Origin of the sequence: Psychrobacter fozii (assembly GCF_003217155.1) — a bacterium.
Classification (GTDB): domain Bacteria; phylum Pseudomonadota; class Gammaproteobacteria; order Pseudomonadales; family Moraxellaceae; genus Psychrobacter; species Psychrobacter fozii.
In genome coordinates this window covers 1-21,663 of the sequence record NZ_QJSU01000002.1, presented here as the reverse complement: position 1 = coordinate 21,663, position 21,663 = coordinate 1, and the positions used below count along the sequence as shown (strand labels likewise).

The window sequence follows — 21,663 nt, the reverse complement described above, 5'->3', positions numbered from 1 at the left end:
TTAGTAGATGTTCTATCTAAGCCTTCTTATCATTTGAGGATAGCGATTATGTCGTATAAGCAGCAAGCCCCATCAAGTAGCAAAAGCCCTACTGCAAAAAAGTCCGGCGGACAAAAGCTAGTGACTGCATTACTTACTGCACTGCCGATGTTTACGGTGCTCGGTGCAACGGCTGCGCTTAGTGGTTGCGGCTTTCAGCTACGTGGTTATGATGCGCCGATGCTCCTCGATGTTGCCAAAACAGCGGTCATTATCGAAGACAATCGCACCGCCTTCCCGCTTAAGCTACCATTAACGCGACGTCTAGAAACATTAGGTGTCGATGTTATTAGTAACATGACAGCCGCAGACGTTGCGCTTAATAATAAACAAGCCAGCGCTGATCCTGTTTCTGTTATCAGCGTCAATAACCTGCGCTTTAGACAGTATGAATTAGTCGGTGTATTAACAGAGATTCGCTTGATCATATCAGCAGATGTTAGCTATCAAACCACTGAAAATGGTAAGCCCGTTACACTGAGCAATCCTATCCAAATCGAGCGTAGCTATCAGTACAATGATGCCTCGGTGAGTACGGATGATCAGCAAGGCGAGCAAATTCGCGAATGGCTCTACGACAGTTTGGCACGCCGTATCACTGACCAATATGTTGCTATCTCTCTGCCTAAAGTACCGTCCACTGGCACTAAAACACCAGTGAAAATCGGTAACGGCTCAGCATCGACAGCCGTGGTCGTACCAACACCTTAGTGTCTTATTACGATACGCTCCATACTTATTTCCATTAACCTGTGTACTACCCATCTATTTATGCAAGATACCTTTATACAAGCCTATCCAAAACTACTACAACCCTCCGTTGCAGTCGCGGGCTTGTGGCTGGCACACGGTGATGAGCCGTTGCTGAGTCAATGGCTTATCGATGCGCTGCGTCCACATTGGCGCGCGCAGAATTATGCCATCAAGCGCATAGAGCTGATATCAGTCAAAAGCTGGCAAGAAGTACTGTCAGAGTTGGGTAGCCAATCATTGTTTGATGATGCCAGCGCCTTGATCGTGACCGGCAATCATAAGCCCGATAAAACTGTCATTGCTGAGCTCGAACGCTTTGCGATTGAAGCACAAGCAGGTACACACGGTCATAGTGTATTATGGCTTACGCCTAAGCAAGACAAACGTAGCCAGAGCAGTAAGTGGTTTGCGCCATTTTCTCAATACGGTCACATCATTGATTGTAATTTATACAACGAGCAGCAACGGCAGCAGCTATTGCAGATTCAGGCTCAAAAGTTTGGGTTACGGCTGTCTCAAGAAGCATGGCAACTACTGATGTCACATACTGAGCATCATCTATTAAGTGCTTATCAAACCTTGTGGCGACTCTCTTATCTGTTTGCGCCGCAGTTAATGGCTCCTCATGAAGATACCGAAACAGCTGGCGATTTTGCACAGCCTACAAATACTGTAGCACTCGATATCAAAGATTTACAAGCAGCACTGGTCAGTGACGCTCAATTTAGCGTGTTTGATTTGTCGGATGCAATGCTGGCAGGTAATAGCGCGCAAGTGGCAAAAATCATCTTTCAACTCAAAGCGACTGATGAGCCGACGACCTTAGTATTATGGGCAATTAGCAAAGACATGCGTCAGATTATACAACTGATGGATGGACAAGATCCGCAAGCGCTTGGCATTTGGCGCAGCAAACAGGGGTTATATCAACAAGCCTGCCGTCGCCAATCAAAAACGCAAACGGCTGAATGGCCTGCGCTCTTATACCGCTGTGACCAAGCAATCAAAGGACTCGTTCGCCAGCCAGCGTGGGAGTTATTATTACAAGCTGCACTAGAGCTAGCAGGAAAGCGTTTATTTACCGTTTGATTGGTTGGAAAAATTCAATAACTTAGGCCGTGTTTGATATTCGATCATGGCACTGGCAGAGATTGTTTTTTAGACAGTTCGACGTTAAAAATAGTAAGTTTAGTCATTCTAAGCGTTTATGCTTGTCTCATACCTAACGCCAGAGCTTGATACCACTGACTCATTAATTATTCAAAAGAGTATTTCCATCTATTTTGAATAATTAATGTGATAGGCGTTTTAACTACAGTGACCCAAAACGTCAATTACGTCAGCTAAAACAATGGGTCACGCAGGAACTGAACTGGTTATCTAGAGCGTGTCCTCAATCTGAACGAAATCGCCTCAATGGGCTAAAAATGAGGGCAGCCTCTACTTTAATTTTTATATTCCTGCCTTTAAATCATTTTTGAGGAAATAAATCAGTGTTTTTTCCCGTTCTTCATTCATTTTTGCCGACACATCTGGTTCCCACGAATAAAAGCCCTCTCCTGTTTTATTTCCTAGCTTATTTTCATTCGCAAGTTGAGACAGCACTTTACCTGAACGTTGATCTGTCGACAAATCTTCGAATAAATAATTGGAAATAGACGAGCAGACATCTAGCCCACCCATATCCGCAGACATCAGTGGCCCTGTCACAGGCAGCCGGCGGCCTATGCTGTAGGTCACAGCAGCATCGATATCTTCTTTTGAAGCAGCTCCAGCATCTAATAATGCCTGTGCTTCCCGAAACAGTGCATACTGCAAACGATTCCCAATAAACCCTGGGATTTCTTTGTTAAGTACTATTGCCTTTTTGTTCATCAACGTTAAAACATCCATTGCTCGCTGGACTGTAACTGCATCTGTATGCTCGCCTTTTACCACCTCCACCAAAGGAATGAGATGAGCTGGGTTCCAGAAATGGGTTACAACAAAACGTGCAGGATGCAGCATATCCGCCGCTAATATACTCGGTGTAAATCCTGAGGTATTACTGGCAATCACTACATCGTCTTCAACTAACGCTTCCAACCTGCTATATAGCTCTTTTTTTAAATCTAAAACCTCAGGGATAACTTCAATAATAAAAGTTGCCTCCGACACTGCTTCTTCTAGGGAAGTAGTAAATTGGATACGTTGTCTAATTTCGTTCATTTGTTCGGATGTAAACAGCTCGTTTTCAGTCATTACCTTGAGCTTATTATTCAAGCCTTTAACAGCGTTTTCAAGATCATATTCATCGATGCCGTATATGTTTACGGTTTGGTTGGCCCATGCTGCTGATAAAGCAATTGAATGCCCCATCGTCCCAGCACCAAGAATTGTAATATTTTCCATTTTCTATATTCCTTTATATCTGGATTGTATGACGCAGACTACCCAACAAACCTTCAGGGCGTGTTGAACATTGGTCATAATGTGATGATAAAAATAGCAAACCGTTAATCTTTAAGTTCTTACACCAAAAGACCTCGTTTCCTATGCCTCGCATAATACTCAAAGATGAACACTGAACCAGACTGAAACTTATATTACTGGAACTTAATGTTTATAACAAAGAGAATGTGAGACAAACGGTTGGAGGCGTCTTTATCGTATGCACGTTGGCTGTCCTTGCCGTGATCTACCGATTACTTCAACAGACCCTAATCACAGATTCAGACCTTGAGCGGGTATTTATAGATGGTACTCATATTAGGGCATGTCCTCAATTCAAACGAGTGTCCTTTAAATGGGCTAAAAATAGCTAAATTTTGCCAAACACCGTCAAATAGTTGGTCAATATCTCGATATTATCTGCACTATTTTCCTCGTTTGACGGCAATTTATCTCATTTTTATCACCATTTTTAAAATGAGGACACGCCCTAATGAAGTTTGTGCCATGGACGGATGAGAAGGCCGTAGTATCTGATCTAAAAGTATCTCCTGCGCTCTTATACCGCTGTGACCAAGCCATCAAAGGACTGGTTTGTCAGCCAGCTTGGGTGCTATTACTACAAGCGGCATTAGAGCTAGCGGGAAAGCGCCTGTTTACTGCGCGATAAATATCAATCACTATCGCCATTCCTGTCTTGCACATGCGACGCTTTAGACAGTGACACCTATCACCATCTCTAGCACAGCTTTTGCCCTTTCTATCATTCTCAGACTCACCCATTTTTACTATTCATCACTCAACTTCTATTATTCCTCTATTCCAACCACGTTCAAAAACACCTTAACCTTTCTTAAACTAATTGCCATTCCCTTTTAGGGATGAAGCATCTACTATAACCATACTTGAGTTTACTGTCATTGGATTGTTGTTATGCGCAAAATAAGCAAAAAATCTGCTATCAAATGGGGCGTCATTGTCCTGATTATTGCAGCATTGGCGGCGTTGGCTTATGCCACGTTGAAACCAGAAGAAGAAAAACCTAACTTCCTGACAGCGGCTGTTGAAGTCGGTGATATTGAACAAAATGTCATGGCTTCAGGCAAAGTCAAAGCCTTAAATACGGTTGATGTCGGTGCACAGGTCTCTGGTGAAGTAACTCGTCTCTATGTTGAAGTCGGTGATGAGGTACAGAAAGGCGATTTGATTGCACAGATTGATCAGGTCACGCAGAACAACAATTTAAGCAATCAACAAGCCGGCCTTCAGCAAAGTGAAGCCGCACTTCAAAGTGCAAAAGCAGAAGCGCTAAGCAAGCAAGCCAGTCTAAAAAGTGCCTATGCCGACCTTGCTAGCCGTCAGTCTGAGCTCAAACAAGCAAAGTCCGACTTTGCCCGCTTGCAGTCTTTGGTTGCCATCGATGCAATCTCTCAGCAGGAGTATGATACGCAAGCGACTAGTGTTGAGACAGCCGAAGCAGCGGTTGCCAATGCGAGTGCTGCCATTGATACAGCAAAAGCAGCCATCGCTACTACAAACGCTAATATTAATAGTCAACAGGCGGCCATACGCATATCCGAGACGAATGTAAGCACAGCAGAGGAAGATCTCAGCTATACCACTATTCGTGCGCCCATGTCCGGTACGGTGGTCTCTATCACGACTGAGCAAGGCACGACCGTCAACGCCAATCAAACGGCACCGACTCTGGTCACTCTAGCCGATTTATCAACGGTTCGTATCAATGCGCAAATATCCGAAGCAGATGTCATCAATGTCAGTGCTGGGATGCCTTCTTACTTCAATATCATCGGTAATCCAGACCAACAATATGATGCGACCTTGACAGCCATTGAACCAGCACCTGAAGAGATTAGTGATACCAGCTCGACGGATGCTGCGATCTACTATGTGGGCTATGTCGAAGTACCAAACCCTGAGCGTTTATTCCGCATTGATATGACCGCCCAGATCTACATCATCATCGATCAAGCCAAAGATGCGTTGCTTGTGCCATCAGCAGCCATACAAGAAAAACCTACGAAAAATAAAACGGAAGGTCAAGCAAAAACCAGCAAGGTTGTACGCGTACTAAATGATGACGGCACAGTAGAATCTCGCACAGTAGAAGTAGGCATTGATAACCGAGTAAATGCGCAAATTTTAAGCGGATTGGAAGAAGGTGAGCAAGTCATTATTGGTGAAGGTAGTGCCAATGCTTCAGGTAAAGGTGGTGGTGGTACTCGTATACCTGGTACTCCAAGGATGTAATTAATTCTTTGACTATGTTAACGATGGAGGGGCTGAAAAACCTTGGCCCTTTTATCACGACACTCACTATCTCTGATTAAAGACATTGCTATGACTATATCTCAATCTGCTAAACAGCCGCCCAACAACGCTAGCACCTCGATAGAAAACAACTCACCGAATAATACTAATACGGCAACTACCGCTGACAAGCCAATTATGGAGCTGTCTGGTATTATTCGAGAGTTTGCTGCCGGCGAGCAAACCATTCGCGTATTGCACGAGGTTAATTTAACGATTAATCAAGGTGAAATGGTCGCGATCATCGGTCAATCTGGCTCTGGTAAGTCCACGCTGATGAATATCTTGGGCTGCTTAGATCAAGCGACGGCTGGTGACTATAAGATTTACGGCCAATCAGCAAATAGGCTAGACGCTGATGAGCTGGCTGAGTTACGCCGAGAGCATTTTGGCTTTATCTTTCAGCGCTATCATCTGCTTGGTGATATCAGTGCCAAAGACAACGTCGCCGTCCCCGCCGTATACGCTGGTATGAATACTGATGCACGCATCAATCGTGCCGAAGAGCTATTAACCGATCTAGGTCTTGGAGAAAAAGTAAACAATCGACCCAGTCAGCTCTCAGGTGGACAACAGCAGCGTGTTTCTGTTGCTCGTGCCTTGATGAATGGTGGCGATGTGATCTTAGCAGATGAGCCAACTGGTGCACTAGATAGCAAATCTGGCGAAGACGTGATGGCGATCTTACATGACCTAAATGCTAAAGGTCATACCATCATCATGGTCACTCATGATCCCAAACTTGCCGCCCAAGCCGAGCGCGTGATTGAGCTGAAAGATGGTTATGTCATTGCTGATTATAAAACTGAGCATTATAAACCGACAACGCGGCAGCCTGATTCTATCCTCGGTGGACATCGAAAAAGCGCCTTTGCTAGCTTTGTCGATCGTTTGCTCGAAGCCTTTAAGATGTCCTTGCTCGCCATGCGTGCACACAAGATGCGCACCCTGCTGACCATGTTAGGTATTATCATCGGTATCGCTGCGGTTGTCTCTATCGTTGGTCTTGGTCAAGGCTCTCAGCAGCAAATTCTCTCAAATATCAGCTCGCTAGGAACCAATACCATCACCGTCAATGATGGATACCCTAGAGGCGACCCGCGACGTAAATATAATGACGACAACCTCACACCAGAAGATGCAGATGCGATCAGCAGTCAACCGTATGTTACCAATGTGAGCCCTCAAGTCAATGCCAGCTCTAGTGTACGCTATCGCAGCGTGCAGGAAGACTCGACCATTAATGGTGTTGGTGAGTATTATCTAGAAGTTACTGGTGAGACGCTAGCACTTGGTCAAGGTTTCGATTCGCAAAGTATTAAGCTGCGCAGTCAAGATATCATTCTCGATGACAATGCTAAGAATGCATTTTTTGCAGACATTGATAATCCTATTGGTGAAGTGATACTCATCGGCAGTGTACCTGGACGCGTGATTGGCGTACTCGAAGAAAATGATAGCGGTTTTGGTCCAGATATTTCGACACCCACTATATATATGCCCTATACCACGGTGATGTCACGTATCACCGGCAGTGCAAATATTGATAGCTTTGTGGCTTTATTAGATGACAGTATCTCATCCAGTGCAGCTGAGTCAGCTATCTCCGACATAATAGAGGGTCGCCACGGCAAAGATGATTTTGAGCTTCGCAACTCAGACTCTATCCGTCAAACCATTGAGTCGACGACAGGCACGATGACGCTGCTTATCTCATCCGTTGCTGTTATCTCATTAATAGTTGGTGGTATTGGCGTGATGAATATCATGCTGGTGTCTGTCACTGAGCGTACCAATGAGATTGGTGTGCGAATGGCTGTTGGCGCACGGCAAAGCGATATCATGCAGCAGTTTTTAATAGAAGCCGTACTGGTCTGTATTTTAGGTGGTCTGCTAGGCATTGGACTCGCGTTCGCTATCGGTGAGCTCATCAATAATTTTGCTGGCGATAGCTTTAAAGTTATTTACTCATCCACCTCTATTATTGCTGCATTTATATGTTCAACACTGATTGGTGTCGTATTTGGCTTCTTACCAGCACGCAATGCAGCCAAACTTGACCCTGTTGACGCTCTATCTAGAGACTAATCGTTAATAATTAACGCACTAAATCAGAATATTTAGAGCCTAAAATGGCTCTAATGGCAAAATTCTGAAAAAATATGACTTTTTTCCTAATATTTTCACTTTCTTTGTCATTTAGGGTTGTAATTGTCATAATTATATATATAATGTGCTCTCACGTTTAGGGATACAAAAACTTTAAACGTTGAAACAAACTTAATGTGCTTATTAAAATTAAGTTTGATTAACAAAGTTTTTGTTTAAAGAACTTTGACTTGCAGTTAAATGCAAACCTAGTGTTGATATCGAGTTTTTAGAATTTACGAAAATGTAAATCCTCTTGCACTCGGATGAAGTAGTACTTCATTTTATCCTCGCTCAGGGCCGATAGCTCAGTTGGTAGAGCAGTTGACTTTTAATCAATTGGTCCCGCGTTCGAGTCGCGGTCGGCCCACCATATTTAGTATTACGCTTGTTATGTACCTTACCCTATCAGGTAGCGGCATAATAAGTCACAAAGTTTAAGAAGGTTTCTTTTAGAAAACTTCACCGAATTTACGAAACTGTAAATTCACTTGTAGAGTTAAAAAAGCAGTGCTTTTTTTATACGCTCTTCAGGGCCGATAGCTCAGTTGGTAGAGCAGTTGACTTTTAATCAATTGGTCCCGCGTTCGAGTCGCGGTCGGCCCACCATATTTAGAGAGCCCAGTTACTATATCGCATAGTAACTGGGCTTTTTTTCGTTTAAATTTCTATTTCACTTTTTATGTTTTTTCTTAAAGACAGTAAAGTCGCTATTTTTCCGCCACAGCAGTTTATGCTTGATCGTGTCTTTAATCGTACGTGGATGCTTGGGTGCTTGCGTAATCAACATATCAAAAGTAGCCTCATCTATCTCCAGCTCACACCCATGTGCCATCATGACCACAGAAGGTTTTAACGCTTTTATTTTTTGGAGTGATTGAATATAGACTTTAGGATCATAGATAGGAAATGGTGCGACAAACTTGTGACGCAGCTTAATAATCAAATCAGCGGTATATACCTGTCGACTGGGCATGTGAAATAAAGACAAATCACGGTCTGTATGACCTGGGGTCTCTAACACCTGCCATTCATCAAACCCAGGCACGCAGTCGCCTTCACCAACAGTGATATCGGCCTTGAGATGCGCTGGATAATATAGATTTCTTGGAGAGCGACCTTGACGTCTCGCCACATAATGCGCAAGATTCATATCGACAAGGTGCATAGTACGCCCAGCGATACGGCTATACCACTGCGTATCTTTGTCCGCTGAGACAATCAGGCAACCCGTCTGCTCTCGGAATTTGTGTGCGCCGCCTGCATGATCTGGATGCATATGAGTGACGACGACGACCTTTAGATCAGTTATTGGTCGCTGCAACGTTGTCTTGATATACTCTAATACCATCGGCACATCAGGGCGACATGCCCCATCTAGCAGCATAATCTTATCTGGATACACCGCCAGATACGTGCTTTGAATATATCCTTCTAAACGCACAATTTCACATAAACTCATTTGCATTCCCTGCTACATGATTGGTCACTTTTATAGTATCCCTACTATATAGGACGCTTTTAACGCGTCTTAATAGAATTTAGTATAACCCTCGCCATGTAGATTGTAATGACTTTGAGTGAACGCTTGTGACTATAAATCATTCTTCTTCATAAAAGCAAAAACTCAGCACATAGGCTGAGTTTGAGATAAAACAAGGAACAGTTAAAATAAAATTCTGCTATGATTATATCAATCAACAAAAGTATAACGAATGAGCCATTCATGAATCACCTTGCAGAAACTATCAAACGGCCTACACCGCCCTTCTTAAACCTTATAACCAAACATTGTGTTTTAACCATACTGACCACAGCACTAATGGGGCTCTCTATCTCTGCAAAAGCCGGAGGTGGTGAATACTGCGGCTCTAATTTTTCATTGGACAATCGCACCTATAACGAATGTCAGATTAATTTTCCAATCCTAGACACAGGCAATGACACCCAAACCAACTTATATCTACTACTCGCAGATAAAGGCTTAATTCGCTTTGACGAGCCTAATACGCATGACTCAGACTCTTATCAGGCTCATGACTTTCCGTTAAACTTAAGGACTTTAAGACAAACGGCTGTGAATGAAGTCAAAAACCCCAATCAGAATTTTTTAGAGCACTCTGAAAAAAGTCATTACGCCGAATATTGTAATAGTTTTTATACGGGTGAAGAGGCGCTAGAAGGCGCGCTCAAAATTGATACTCAATTGACGTCTAAAGAACGCTTACAACTGAGGCAGTTTCGCCAAGCCATTCGCAGCGAATGTACGGACTCGTTCGGTCATGACACATCATCAGCAGAGGACGCACCTGTTTTTCCATTAAAATGGTCTATCCATGCTCAGCCATACGCAGACTATATTATGGCCACTCAATTGTTTTATTTGGGTGAAAAATCAGACTTTGACAGTGCCCATAATCTCTATAGTGCGTTGATTGATCTTAAAACAGGTAACAATGTAGGGCTTGCTTGGCTAGTCGATACCGCCAACTATATGCTGATTCGTACTGGTATTAATCGTATTTATCAGCATGGCATGGGAGACTACCGCTATAAGAGTGAGACCGTTGATCCAAGACTGTTTGCTAGCACTCAAAAGGCGATTAATACTTATCTTAGCCGCTTCAAAGACGGCCACTATACTGCCTCGGCTCGTGGCTTACAACGCCGACTATATTGGCTGGCAGGTCAACAAGAAAAGCTGGTTGATGAGATCGAATGGCAAATCGATCATACAAACTCACTACGCTTTAATCTTGATAGTCGCTTATTGCCAGAAGAGATCGAACAAAAAGTCTTCTTTGCAAATTTTGATGAGCCAATCGATATTAACAAGCTTAATGACCCAATCTTGCTCACCAGTTTTGCACTATACCGTTTAAGACCTGCCGACTCTCTCAACGCTCCTACACCGCTAACGCGAACAGAGCTTGAGCGTCTAAAACCTAAGTTTAAAGATCGCATGGATTTGTACCAGTATCTCATAGCGACCTATTATTTCGTGCAGGAGAATAATCCAAAACTTGCCATAAAGTATTCACCAACCACGCTACCGACAGGCGAGATGTCATACTCAAAATTTAGCCAATACGTCCTAAAAGCAAAAGCCTTACAACAGATAGACCGTGTCGATGAAGCAAACGCAATATGGGATCGTCTACATCAATTACCAAAACAACCGTTCCAAAACAGAATAACTGAGCTGGGGTTAGCGCTTCAAGCAGATCAGACCAATGATTACAGCAAACTTTTTGGCAATAACGCTACGGTACAATCTCATAATTTAATGATACGCATGATAAAATATTCTGCTGATCCAGCGCTTTTAAAACAAGTTGCTGACAGTCATTCAGCTACTGATACGATTGGCGCAGAGGCTCGTTACGCGCTACTGGCCAAATCACTAATACAGGGACGCTATACTGATTACTTAACATACCAGCAGAACTACCTTCCAAAGAACTCACAAAAATATATAGGCTTTGATAGTGAGAACGAAACATTGAAATACTTGCCTACATTCAGTGAATTTAATTGGCAGGGTGAAAAGATTAGTCCTAGCATAAACTGCCAAGACTTAACGAAAACAGTGACTCGTTTAAGCCAAAACCCAAAAGACAGGCTGCGAACCCTATGTCTGGCCGAGTTTATGGATGATACAACCATCACTTACTATCTAGAAGATTATGACAAGTCCTATCATTCTTCTGGTCAAAGCGATTCGGGCTATCGCTATCCTTACTTGGGTGATATACCCAGTCGTTTTAAAGGTCAGGCACTAAACCGACTGGACATCTATCAGTCCATATTTGCTAGCAATCGAGATGACGAGTTATCCGCTTATGCGCTACATCGTGCGATTGGCTGTTTTGCAAGTTCTGGTAGTAACCAGTGCAGCGATGAGAACATAGATATGTCAGTCCGCAAAGCTTGGTTTAAACGTTTAAAATCAGACTTTAGCCATACTACTTGGGCACAAAATCAGAAATATTACTGGTAATATTTAAGGGCTTATTGATTTGATAAAAAATCAGCAGAAATATAAAGGATTGGTATTAAGGTCTATTGGCTTAATCGTACTGGTTTTTGCGGCTTTTATTTATAATCAAATCACTAGTCCTGCTGCAACTCATAAGTCTGAGAATTCTCAGAAAACCCAATCAGTAGATAGTCATCTCAATAGCGTTCATTCTCTCAATACTGCTACTGCTACTGCTACTGGCGATGAGATTATTAATACTAAGGATTATGAGCAGTTTTGGATATGGACACCGCCCGAAGATGATGCCAAGCTTAGCCAAGCTCATACCTTGTATATCTTACAAGGTGAAATTCGTCCGCCTAATATTCCGTATTATCGTCCCAATACCAATGAGAATGCGGTTCATGCTGCACTTGCAACGCTGACACCGCAAGGTTTAGGTGTTCGTTCTTTAAGTGATAAAAAGATTTGGCTCGTCTATCGTGCAACCAGTCAAGAGTGGTCGGACGAAGTGATGGCACAGCTGATTGAACGCTTAGAGAAATGGCAGCGTGCGGGCAATCAAGTTATGGGGATTCAAATAGACTATGACGCCCCTACCTATCAATTGGATAAGTATGCAAAATTACTTAGGCATGTTCGTCAGCAGCTACCAGCGCATTATCAATTGAGTGTGACTGGATTGCTTGATTGGTCCAACCAAGCTGAGGACCCTCAGTTTATGCAACTCAGTGATGCCGTCGATGAACTGGTTATCCAAACCTATCAAGGAACGACTACTTTGACCAATTACTCTCGATATCTAAAAAAGTTAGAAAACTTACCCTTTGATTTCAAGGTTGGTATTGTTGAAGATGGTCAATGGCAAGGCGCAGCGTTTTTGGAAAACAATCCACACTTTAAAGGTTATGTGGTGTTTTTGCGGTAAAGGATAAGGTAGTTTGGATGTAACCTCTTACCCAAACTAAAAAACCAGCCATATTGCTATGGCTGGTTCTGATTATGGTAATAAAACGTCATATTAAGCAAGATCACGAACCTTTGGCTCACGCTCCCACAGACGAGACTTTGCATTTTCAATGAAGCTCTCTAGTTCAGCCAGTGGCGTGACAAAACTGTCTTTTTCAACGGGGAGTTTACTCAAGATAAATTCATCCGTCGCACCGCAATAAGCAATCGCTTTGCAATGATTATACGCATCATTGAACCAGTCTAGTGCTGAGCTGTCTTTTGCGAGCTTCTTAGCCTGTTCAGGCATGATGATACTCACTACCGCATCGAACATCACTGACGGGCCACCAGCGAGACGCTCATCGGCTTGTATACGAGTACCATCATCCAGTACCACTTCTTTATTGGGCGCAACGATTTTTACGCTAGCACCCTGCTCCATCGCTGCTGCTTCAAACTTCTTGATTTCGCTACTGTTAGAGCCTTCTGCGACCAATATACCGATCATACGACCTTTTAGGCTGTCAGGTGTCAGACCGATGGTTTGTACGGCGTTAGACGTTGCCATATCTTGGACAGGTGCAGCGGCATCCGCAGGCTCTGGCAATTCCATACCGAGCGCGGTTGCCACACGATTGGCCAAATCTTCATCGATATGAATCAGATGACTGAGTGTACGGGCACGTACATGTGCGGTATCCACTTTACCCAGCTCAAAGGCATAGGCTGTTGCAATATGTGCTTGCTCAGTCGGCGTCTGACTGCGATAGAACATACGTGGTTGACTATAGTGATCTGCGAAGCTCTCTGCACGTACTCGACCTTTTACCCCATCATCCAACTGCTCATGGAATGATTCAAAACCACGTTTGGCGCTTTCACGAGGTCTCGTTGGATCTAAGCTCTGTGGCTCATAAAGCGTACGAGTTTTAGGCACTTGCATTTGCATATGGCCATCTTGCTGATTATTCGCAAACGGACATTTAGGCGCATTGATTGGAATCTGCGCAAAGTTAGGCGAACCCAAACGAGACAGCTGCGTGTCTAGATAGCTGAATAGACGACCTTGCAATAATGGATCGTTACTGAAGTCGATACCCGGTGGTAGATGCGATGGACAGAATGCGACTTGCTCCGTTTCCGCAAAGAAATTATCCGGATAACGATTGAGCACCATTTTACCAACTACCTTCACTGGCACCATTTCTTCTGGAATCAGTTTGGTCGCATCTAAATGGTCAAATGGAAACTCATTGGCTTCTTCTTCGGTAAATAACTGAACGCCAAACTCCCATTCAGGATAGTCGCCATTGTTAATTGATTCAAACAAATCACGACGATGATAATCAGGATCAGCACCTGATATTTTTACTGCTTCATCCCATGTGGTTGACTGCACACCCAATACTGGCTTCCAATGGAAACGTACAAAGGTGCTCTTGCCTGCTTCATTGATGAGACGATAGCTATGAATGCCAAAGCCTTCCATCATTCGCAGACTGCGCGGTAAACCGCGGTCACTCATCAGCCAAATCAGATTGTGCATGGTTTCAGGGCTTAATGAGACGAAATCCCAAAAGGTATCGTGCGCAGAGGCCGCTTGCGGGAAGCCGCGATCAGGCTCAGGTTTTACCGCATGAATCAAGTCTGGAAACTTCATCGCATCTTGAATAAAGAAAATTGGCATGTTGTTACCAACGATATCCCAATTGCCTTCTTCGGTATAAATCTTCACGGCAAAACCACGAACATCACGTGGCGTATCTTTTGAACCTTTGTTACCAGCCACAGTTGAAAAGCGGGTAAACAAAGGTGTCTGCTTACCCGTCTCGGTCAAAATTTTCGCTGTGGTGTATTCTTCTAATGATTCTGTCAGCTCAAAATAACCGTGTGCGGCACTACCGCGCGCATGGACAATACGCTCAGGAATACGCTCATGATCAAAATGATGAATTTTTTCACGCAATACAAAATCCTCTAGCAGTGTGGGGCCACGACTGCCAGATTTTAGAGAGTTTTGGTTATCAGAGATGGCAACGCCTTGTTGCGTCGTCAAAATTTTGGCGTCATCACCAGCACGCTGATGGGTTTCGCCCCCATTGCCACGTTCCGTATTCATATCTTTAGCGGGGTCAGTATGATCAATATTATTTTTCATTATGCATCCTAGCTAGTAGTTAAAAGTAGGCTCTATGCTGAGCTGTATTTAATATTAGCCAAGATTTATGATTAACTCATGGCACTCCTTGTTGATATTTGTTTAAATTTTGCACACTAACAAACGTCTTTATTATATTTTGTACCTCATGCTATTATTAATAGTCCATTTCTATATTGTAGTTATTCTTTACGATAAATCATCCAAAAGTATTGTTGAGAGTAATTACTCCTGACAGTAATAAATATCCATTTAGTTAGCTTACTTCTCTTTTACTCTAAAACAATGAGGCTACTTATGTTATTTAATTCATCAGATACCACCTTCACTCCCTTTCGCTCATTGGTACTGGGCACTTCTATGGGCATGATGGCATTAATGATCAGCCAAACCGCCGCCGCCATCACGACCAAACACGTTACCTATACAGTGGACGATAAAGCCTACGAAGGCTATTACGCCAAAGCGGATAATCCTAATGCGCCTTTTATCCTACTGATTCATGATTGGGATGGTCTAACCGACTACGAACGCAAACGCGCTGACATGTTAGCGACTGAAGGCTACAACGTCTTAGCAGCTGACATGTTTGGACAAGGTATTCGCCCGACGTCTATTGAAGAAAACAAACGCTTAACTGGTGAGCTATATGACGACCGTAATAAAATGCGTCGGATATTAGCAGGGGCATTAACGGCAGGACAACTGCAAGGCAATGATGTGCGAAAAGGCACGACTATGGGATATTGTTTTGGCGGTACGGTTGCGCTAGAGCTGGCACGCTCAGGATTTGAGCAAAAAGCGTTTGTACCATTCCATGGAGCTTTTGAGGTGCCAACCGGTCAGAGTTATGATAAGACCACAGGCGAGATACTGGTGTTCCATGGCTCAGCGGATGAGGTGGTGTCTCTTGAAAGCTTTGCGACACTGGGTAAAACATTAGAAGCGGCTAAGATACCGCATGAAATGGTCACCTATAGCGGCGCGCCACACGCCTTTAGTGTGTTTGGTAGCAAAAACTATAATGAGCGTGCCGATGAGCGCTCTTGGAAACGTTACTTGGATTTTTTAGCAGAAGAATATAAATAGTCTAACGGTATAAAAATCATATTAGCAATAATATAAGTAGCAATATCAATAATCATATAGGGCGTGTTGAACATTCAAATGTGGTGCTGGCAGCAACTATTTTTTAGACAATATGCAGTGAAATTTTTGATGCCTAGTCATTCTAGGTTAAACAATTTCGCCATATATTGGCAAAAAAGAGTACTGCCCTGAAAGGCTGATGCTAAAATTGCACCAAACGTCGTTACAAGCCTAGTTAAGGTCTCGACATTATCGTCGGCTTGCGCCTAGTTTGGTGCAATTTTAGCAATCAGCAGCCCTAATATTTGAATGTTCAACACGCCCTAAGCAAACCCAAATAAAAAGACACCTTAATCAGGATCTAAAAACGATCTATTGAAATGTCTTTTTTATTATAAAGTTTTTGCTAAAACTTTAACTATTTAGCTTTTTGAAATACCAATAATTGATTATTGGCAGGCATCGCATAAGTAGTGACAAGTTGCAGATGATGTTCACTGGCTAAACTGACAACATCTTCTTTATGACGAATCCCGCTGTCAGGATTGCCTGCTCTCAACATCGCATCAAATCGCTGGTTGCCTTCACTGGTATAGTCACCATGCTCATTGAAAGGGCCATATACAATCAGCTTATTATCCGTTTGTAAGGTATCGCCTGCCAATGCAAATAACTTTTTGACCAAACTCCAACCAATAATATGTAAGGTATTGGCCGTAAATATCGCATCATAAGGTGTATTTAATTGGCCGTTAATAGGTCTTAAGTTAATGGTTAAATCAAAAGCCAAAGGGGGATATAGATTTGGCGCAGGATAAGCATCATGCCAAGCGATTATGTGACGATGATTACTAGTGACATCACTGGTTTGCCATTTTAAATGTGATAAATGAGGCGCAAAATAAACACTATGCTGACCAGTTCCAGAACCAATCTCTAATACATGATTAAAGTCTTGTAACTCTGTTTGTAGTACTTCTAAAATAGGCTGTTTATTATTCTCACACGCTTGGGAAAATGGCAGTGCAGAAATATCCACTTTACTATTCACATCATCATGGTGCATTACGGCTCTCTCCAAACTGTCTATGGTGCTTTTGGCAGTAGTTGCAATATATTCACAGGCATTGCCAAACCACTCACTATTAATAAATACCTGCCTCGACCCCAGCAGCTAGCGTCATCGCCAACTCTTCTACTTGCTCAGCAAAGCCCTCTTGCCAATCGCCTTGTAGTATCAGCACCTCTTGCACCCATGACCAACGCAGTCCTGTGGTAATGGTTCTGATAGCAAGCTTAGTACCTGTCCCATCATGCCCAGCTCGAATATATACCGCAAATGGCATACCCTGCTTTTCTTCTAGCACAGGATAATAACAACGATCAAAAAAGTCCTTGGTCAGCCCTGCCATATACGACAAATTCTCAGTCGTGCCTAATAATAACGCATCAGCAGTCAATACATCTTCTGGCTGCGTGTCCTGCGGTGATTTCAGAACGACAGTGATATCTATATCAGGATGATTGGCACCGTCATAGGCCGCCTGCGCCAATTTCTGAGTATTGGGTGATGGCGCATGAGCCACAATCAGTAAAGTCTTATTAGCCATGTTAGGCTTCTGTGCCATTATGAAATACTAAGTTTTGAGTAATAGCAGGATCCAAGCTATTGCCTACTGGACACGTTAATGCGGTTTTATAAAATCGTTTTAAGGTGCTCTCATCTAATGCACGCGGAAAATTAACGATAATGTGTATTTCACTCACACGCCTTGGTTTGGCAGCCATGACTTTGGTGATTTCGGCGGTCGTACCTGAGATATCGATATCCATCGCTTCGGCTTTGATACCGATAATCGTTAAGATACAACTGCCCAGACTGGTGGCTAGCAAATCAGTGGGAGAAAACGCTTCGCCCTTGCCATGATTGTCTGTCGGCGCATCAGTAATGATTTGATTGTTTGACTGTAGATGGATGGCTTGTGTACGTAAATTGCCTTGATAGGTTACTTTTGAGGTTATCATGGGTTTCTCTTTAGTGGTTATTATTGTGTGTTTAAATGCATTAATCAATTAGAAAGTATCAATAGAAACAAAGCTAAGGCATAGAATTCACAGTTACTTAGACGTTTTTTCCACCAAGCAAGAGCTCTGAATCAATTAATTTCGAATCTTGATATTTAGGATTTTCAAGTAGGACTTTAAGTACAAATTTGAGATACTCTACGGCAAGGATATGAGTTGTAGTTTCTTTATCGCCCTCAAGCTTAATAACTCGCTTTTTATCTAGTTTTTTGCTTCCATGTACAATCGCTGAACGGTAAGCGTAAATACTTTTTACATCTTTAAAAGCTTGCTCTGGAGATTTTTTAAAGCAATCATCTAAATTTACCAAAGCTCCTATTCTCATCGCTAACTTATGAGTCATTTCTTGATTTCCGTCATCCGCAAGCAATGCTTCCAGTGCAATAGTTGCATCAAGCACAGCATCTTCTTCACTATCTCGGACGAGACATTGATTTAACCTCTTGACTGACAAATCTATTGAGTTTTTTTCCGAATCAATTAATAAGCTATATATTTTACTAATTTCATCCATTTTGATATTTGTAACTACCGGAACGGTGTCAATATTCCAATAGTAGTCTTCGAAATTTGATGGGTAAGAACGCGTAGTAGCACCAACAGCATAAGGTAAGTCTGCTTTACAATGTCCAATCCAAGATTTAGCTAGAGAAAATATCTGAGCGTATCCTGTGCTTACGTTTTCAACTAGCCGTATTGAAGCAAAGAACTTATCAATACGATCAGTTGGGTATGCTCGTATATCGTTCAAAGTATTGAAATCCATATCATAATCGCTATTCTTTACTTCCCATCCCTTTAAGACCAATGCATGTGTTGCCGAAGAAAGTACGGACTTATGAACACTGACGTTATTTGATATTATATTACATCTAGCTAGGTGTTCTTTGTCTACCAACCGTCTAACCTCAATCGCTTCAGACAAAACATATGATTCAAATTCAAAATTGACAAAAAGAATCGGGATTACTATATCAACTGGCAATGTACCTAGAAATACAAAATTTTGTATTTCGTCAATAATATCTTTGACTTTATTTTCATTGTACTCAAAACTATCGTAAACATGTATATAACGCTCAATACCATTTGTTATAATATTATAAATCAATACATCTATAAAATTTACAAAAGCCTTACCCTCTATCTTCTTCCACTCTTGCATTATAAATCGGCTTTCAAGCTCTTCATTAGACTTTATAAATTTTAGAAAATCAGTAAAAGAATTTATATCTGATGCAATAATGTCTCCCTCTTTAGATCCAAAACAACCTCTATACTCTTTAATTTCTTGAAAATTTGATGATGAAAGATTAGGCAAACCATTTTCTCTAAACGAAATTGAAGGCCAATTATAGTATCCACTGATATATTTTTTTGAAGACACTCTATCGGAAATTTTGGATAGACCATCCTTTATCGCAGCATTCAAGAGTAAGCCAAACTCCTCCCTTTTATTTTCTATTCTTTTAAAGATACTGTGTTCTAATTCCATTTTCGTAACCTTAAGATAAAAATACAAATTTTAAATAGTAAACACATCAATATTATTACTGAGTTTGATATCCATAAACCATCAGACCTAATCTAAAATTTTTGCATCTGTTAGATAAGTTCACTTGGGAATTTTATTACTCTTGCGCGTACCTCACAACTGCCTCACTTTCTAAAATAAATAGCTGATTGATTAACATAAATTCTCGAATATCATCGCTCAAATTATGGCGAGGTTCTTGATGTGCTCGATTGTTGCGATAAGCCATAAATACACTAGCAAACAAGGATGCCCTTCCTTTAGATTCGCCTGAATCTAGGTTTCCCCAATACAAAATTGAATCATCACCTTGAAAAGCTTTTGCAAACAGCTTAGTACTACTTTCATGATCTAAGCCAGTTCGCTCTCTGACTATAGATTCAATCTTTCGATATGCACTCATGATTGCATTATCTGGATTCTTATCAAAATCCAGTGCTAGCTGGATCAGGCGTGGGTCAAGCAGTGCCATAGGAATAGTAAGCGGAAACTCACTAAAAATACTGCGCTCACATTCCTTATATAGATAAGCGGAATCATACCACCTAGAAGGACGCACTGGTTTTATACTATTGATATACTCTAAATCTTTTACTGTTAGGCTTGAATTAGATACACGCTCAAAAGTTGATTTTGAGACTATGTATTCATTAATACTATCTGTGTAGTTGCGCAATAAATTTAAGACATATGCATATCCTTTTGGTGCCTCTCCATTGTAACCAGAAGCAAAACCACCTTTAATTACTATTTGAATGTCATATTCAACGGTTAACAACAATGCATGGGCTTTTGAATGGGTTTCTTCAAAGGTAAGTATCTTTACGTCTTGTATGTTTTTACCACTATGTATGAGCTGTATAACTGCCTCTTTACATGTTTGCGTAATACCGCTGTCGCCTAAATATTGAATACCTGCAAATTTAACTTTAATCAACTTTCTTTACCTCAGTCTAATCTATAGTAAAAAAATTCCTAATTACCAAATAGTCTCAAATAAGCTATTAGCTAACTCTCGCTGAAATATAGGTCCAATAACCTAACAGCAGTATGAGCAAACCCCAAGATAATGAAAAGCATAAGTAGTACGACTCGCTATCAAGTGCCACATAAAAATAAATAGCCAATCCCATGCTCACCAAAAGAGAGGCTGAATATGCAATGAGTAAAGTAAACAGAGCAGTATTTTCAAATTCAGATAAATCTGGGCTATTTTCTGCACAAATATAAAAGAGAAAACCAAGTGAAAAAGCCCCACCAATCGTAATATGCAAAAATGATATTAGAACTAGTGACCAAATCGACATAAATCCTTCCTTTATTGACTTAACGCTTTCCTACCAGATCTATAGTCAAAGAACTCTAAAATGGGACAAGGCAGCTGACTGCAGATTTTACAAGTAGTACATCTAAGGACGGGGAACGCCATAGCGGTTTAGTAGTTCAACGACTATATAAGCAGTGTGGTATAAACCTAGTTAAAGACAAGCATTACCATCGTTTTACGCCTTGTCTAAAACCGTTTGGTCAATCAGTAGTGCCTACCTTTGAGTAATCCATACACTTTAGCTGTTAAATCTACTTTTAATGGCAGGTTCGTCATTATTGATGCTTTCTAGCGTCTCGAACCCTTTCTTAGTACCAAAGTATAAAGCGTCTGTTTGCTTTTCTCTATAAAAACGCATTTCATCGCCATTATTATCAGCGAGCGTAAACTCATTAAATACTTTTTCCCAGTGAGCTTTCTTTTCAGACTCGTTATGATCAGCTCTAAATGTTGGCTTTAAAATATAAGAAATATCATGACATTCTTCAGTGTTTATCAAAGGCAACAACTCTTTGTGCGTTGTTAAATATAGACATACTTTCTCAATGTCATCTAGAGTTTCTCTGCTATCAGTCAGTTTGATAATTAACATCGGTTTATGTCCTAATTTGCTTTCTAGTTTGGTTTTATTGATTGTTTTACTCATCTACTTTAAACCGATATCACAGATAATACTACACTGCATTTTTCACAAGCAAAGAAAACCCCCTTTCGCGTTAGCGAAAGGGGGTTTTACTTTGAATAGAGAGCTGACGATGACCTACTCTCACATGGACGAATCCACACTACCATTGGCGCAACGATGTTTCACTTCTGAGTTCGGGAAGGGATCAGGT

At 41.7% G+C, this 21,663-nt stretch carries 18 protein-coding genes, 2 tRNA genes, 1 rRNA gene and 1 pseudogene; 11 read left to right on the top strand and 11 right to left on the bottom strand.

The features are described from left to right. The first annotated feature begins 48 nt into the window (after window positions 1-48). Window positions 49-750, top strand: coding sequence for an LPS-assembly lipoprotein LptE (locus tag DFP82_RS02915; protein ID WP_110922248.1), 702 nt, complete (start codon window positions 49-51; stop codon window positions 748-750). 60 nt (window positions 751-810) lie between these two features. Then, the gene (gene holA / locus DFP82_RS02910; protein ID WP_110922247.1) at window positions 811-1,881 is read left to right on the top strand and encodes a DNA polymerase III subunit delta; all 1,071 of its coding nucleotides are present in this window, start codon (window positions 811-813) and stop codon (window positions 1,879-1,881) included. Window positions 1,882-2,244: 363 nt separating this feature from the next. Here holA and DFP82_RS02905 read toward each other — a convergent pair whose 3' ends face one another. Then, window positions 2,245-3,183, bottom strand: coding sequence for a 3-hydroxyacyl-CoA dehydrogenase family protein (locus DFP82_RS02905; protein ID WP_110922246.1), 939 nt, complete (start codon window positions 3,181-3,183; stop codon window positions 2,245-2,247). 182 nt (window positions 3,184-3,365) lie between these two features. Between DFP82_RS02905 and DFP82_RS02900 the strand changes: the two are divergent. The 6 genes and pseudogenes from DFP82_RS02900 to DFP82_RS02870 all read left to right on the top strand — a co-directional run. Next, window positions 3,366-3,548 (top strand): annotated as a pseudogene (locus DFP82_RS02900) (IS5/IS1182 family transposase); the annotation flags it as partial. 167 nt (window positions 3,549-3,715) lie between these two features. Continuing rightward, window positions 3,716-3,892: a hypothetical protein gene (locus tag DFP82_RS02890; RefSeq protein ID WP_227680850.1), complete on the top strand. Its 177-nt coding sequence runs from the start codon at window positions 3,716-3,718 to the stop codon at window positions 3,890-3,892. A gap of 263 nt (window positions 3,893-4,155) precedes the next feature. Further along, complete coding sequence (locus DFP82_RS02885) at window positions 4,156-5,493, top strand: efflux RND transporter periplasmic adaptor subunit (RefSeq protein ID WP_110922244.1); 1,338 nt, start codon at window positions 4,156-4,158, stop codon at window positions 5,491-5,493. Between the two features lie 198 nt (window positions 5,494-5,691). Then, the gene (locus DFP82_RS02880) at window positions 5,692-7,641 is read left to right on the top strand and encodes a MacB family efflux pump subunit (protein ID WP_245905637.1); all 1,950 of its coding nucleotides are present in this window, start codon (window positions 5,692-5,694) and stop codon (window positions 7,639-7,641) included. 357 nt (window positions 7,642-7,998) lie between these two features. Next, window positions 7,999-8,074: transfer RNA gene (locus tag DFP82_RS02875), tRNA-Lys, on the top strand. Between the two features lie 160 nt (window positions 8,075-8,234). After that, a tRNA-Lys gene (locus tag DFP82_RS02870) sits at window positions 8,235-8,310 on the top strand. Window positions 8,311-8,374: 64 nt separating this feature from the next. Here DFP82_RS02870 and DFP82_RS02865 read toward each other — a convergent pair. Beyond that, a complete protein-coding gene (locus tag DFP82_RS02865) occupies window positions 8,375-9,163 on the bottom strand; it encodes an MBL fold metallo-hydrolase (RefSeq protein ID WP_110922242.1) in 789 nt (262 codons plus the stop codon). A 264-nt stretch (window positions 9,164-9,427) separates the two neighbouring features. On the opposite strand from DFP82_RS02865, the gene DFP82_RS02860 reads away from it, so the two are divergent. Both DFP82_RS02860 and DFP82_RS02855 read left to right on the top strand, forming a co-directional pair. Further along, window positions 9,428-11,701: a PA5441 family protein gene (locus tag DFP82_RS02860; protein WP_110922241.1), complete on the top strand. Its 2,274-nt coding sequence runs from the start codon at window positions 9,428-9,430 to the stop codon at window positions 11,699-11,701. Between the two features lie 19 nt (window positions 11,702-11,720). Then, window positions 11,721-12,611 (top strand): DUF3142 domain-containing protein, encoded by an 891-nt coding sequence (locus DFP82_RS02855; RefSeq protein WP_110922240.1) that lies wholly within the window; start codon window positions 11,721-11,723, stop codon window positions 12,609-12,611. Window positions 12,612-12,704: 93 nt separating this feature from the next. Here DFP82_RS02855 and DFP82_RS02850 read toward each other — a convergent pair whose 3' ends face one another. Next, window positions 12,705-14,792, bottom strand: coding sequence for a catalase (locus DFP82_RS02850; RefSeq protein ID WP_110922239.1), 2,088 nt, complete (start codon window positions 14,790-14,792; stop codon window positions 12,705-12,707). A gap of 297 nt (window positions 14,793-15,089) precedes the next feature. Here DFP82_RS02850 and DFP82_RS02845 point away from each other — a divergent pair, with 297 nt between their 5' ends. Further along, on the top strand, window positions 15,090-15,881 hold the full coding sequence (locus DFP82_RS02845; protein WP_110922238.1) for a dienelactone hydrolase family protein: 792 nt from the start codon (window positions 15,090-15,092) through the stop codon (window positions 15,879-15,881). A 418-nt stretch (window positions 15,882-16,299) separates the two neighbouring features. Here the strand turns inward: DFP82_RS02845 and DFP82_RS02840 are convergent, their stop codons facing one another. From DFP82_RS02840 to rrf, 8 genes are all read right to left on the bottom strand, one after another. Beyond that, entirely contained in the window at window positions 16,300-16,947 is a 648-nt protein-coding gene (locus DFP82_RS02840; protein WP_110922237.1) for a DUF938 domain-containing protein, read from the bottom strand. Between the two features lie 79 nt (window positions 16,948-17,026). Continuing rightward, window positions 17,027-17,491 (bottom strand): flavodoxin family protein, encoded by a 465-nt coding sequence (locus DFP82_RS02835; RefSeq protein WP_110922236.1) that lies wholly within the window; start codon window positions 17,489-17,491, stop codon window positions 17,027-17,029. 1 nt (window position 17,492) lies between these two features. Next, on the bottom strand, window positions 17,493-17,906 hold the full coding sequence (locus DFP82_RS02830) for an OsmC family protein (protein WP_110922235.1): 414 nt from the start codon (window positions 17,904-17,906) through the stop codon (window positions 17,493-17,495). 97 nt (window positions 17,907-18,003) lie between these two features. Further along, entirely contained in the window at window positions 18,004-19,461 is a 1,458-nt protein-coding gene (locus DFP82_RS02825) for a HEPN domain-containing protein (RefSeq protein ID WP_110922234.1), read from the bottom strand. 136 nt (window positions 19,462-19,597) lie between these two features. Further along, window positions 19,598-20,437 (bottom strand): TIGR02391 family protein, encoded by an 840-nt coding sequence (locus DFP82_RS02820; RefSeq protein WP_110922233.1) that lies wholly within the window; start codon window positions 20,435-20,437, stop codon window positions 19,598-19,600. Window positions 20,438-20,504: 67 nt separating this feature from the next. Further along, window positions 20,505-20,807, bottom strand: coding sequence for a hypothetical protein (locus DFP82_RS02815; protein ID WP_110922232.1), 303 nt, complete (start codon window positions 20,805-20,807; stop codon window positions 20,505-20,507). Window positions 20,808-21,065: 258 nt separating this feature from the next. Next, the gene (locus tag DFP82_RS02810) at window positions 21,066-21,473 is read right to left on the bottom strand and encodes a hypothetical protein (RefSeq protein WP_245905623.1); all 408 of its coding nucleotides are present in this window, start codon (window positions 21,471-21,473) and stop codon (window positions 21,066-21,068) included. A 101-nt stretch (window positions 21,474-21,574) separates the two neighbouring features. After that, a 5S ribosomal RNA gene (rrf, locus tag DFP82_RS02805) occupies window positions 21,575-21,663 on the bottom strand; the annotation flags it as partial.

What these genes read in the sequence shown, in the direction of transcription:
- DFP82_RS02865 (WP_110922242.1), bottom strand. Translation starts at nt 9,163, where the DNA reads ATGAGTTTATGTGAAATTGTGCGTTTAGAAGGATATATTCAAAGCACG.
- DFP82_RS02860 (WP_110922241.1), top strand. Translation starts at nt 9,428, where the DNA reads ATGAATCACCTTGCAGAAACTATCAAACGGCCTACACCGCCCTTCTTA.
- DFP82_RS02915 (WP_110922248.1), top strand. Translation starts at nt 49, where the DNA reads ATGTCGTATAAGCAGCAAGCCCCATCAAGTAGCAAAAGCCCTACTGCA.
- DFP82_RS02880 (WP_245905637.1), top strand. Translation starts at nt 5,692, where the DNA reads ATGGAGCTGTCTGGTATTATTCGAGAGTTTGCTGCCGGCGAGCAAACC.
- DFP82_RS02840 (WP_110922237.1), bottom strand. Translation starts at nt 16,947, where the DNA reads ATGCACCATGATGATGTGAATAGTAAAGTGGATATTTCTGCACTGCCA.
- DFP82_RS02845 (WP_110922238.1), top strand. Translation starts at nt 15,090, where the DNA reads ATGTTATTTAATTCATCAGATACCACCTTCACTCCCTTTCGCTCATTG.
- DFP82_RS02830 (WP_110922235.1), bottom strand. Translation starts at nt 17,906, where the DNA reads ATGATAACCTCAAAAGTAACCTATCAAGGCAATTTACGTACACAAGCC.
- DFP82_RS02835 (WP_110922236.1), bottom strand. Translation starts at nt 17,491, where the DNA reads ATGGCTAATAAGACTTTACTGATTGTGGCTCATGCGCCATCACCCAAT.
- DFP82_RS02890 (WP_227680850.1), top strand. Translation starts at nt 3,716, where the DNA reads ATGAAGTTTGTGCCATGGACGGATGAGAAGGCCGTAGTATCTGATCTA.
- holA (WP_110922247.1), top strand. Translation starts at nt 811, where the DNA reads ATGCAAGATACCTTTATACAAGCCTATCCAAAACTACTACAACCCTCC.
- DFP82_RS02815 (WP_110922232.1), bottom strand. Translation starts at nt 20,807, where the DNA reads ATGTCGATTTGGTCACTAGTTCTAATATCATTTTTGCATATTACGATT.
- DFP82_RS02850 (WP_110922239.1), bottom strand. Translation starts at nt 14,792, where the DNA reads ATGAAAAATAATATTGATCATACTGACCCCGCTAAAGATATGAATACG.
- DFP82_RS02885 (WP_110922244.1), top strand. Translation starts at nt 4,156, where the DNA reads ATGCGCAAAATAAGCAAAAAATCTGCTATCAAATGGGGCGTCATTGTC.
- DFP82_RS02810 (WP_245905623.1), bottom strand. Translation starts at nt 21,473, where the DNA reads ATGAGTAAAACAATCAATAAAACCAAACTAGAAAGCAAATTAGGACAT.
- DFP82_RS02825 (WP_110922234.1), bottom strand. Translation starts at nt 19,461, where the DNA reads ATGGAATTAGAACACAGTATCTTTAAAAGAATAGAAAATAAAAGGGAG.
- DFP82_RS02905 (WP_110922246.1), bottom strand. Translation starts at nt 3,183, where the DNA reads ATGGAAAATATTACAATTCTTGGTGCTGGGACGATGGGGCATTCAATT.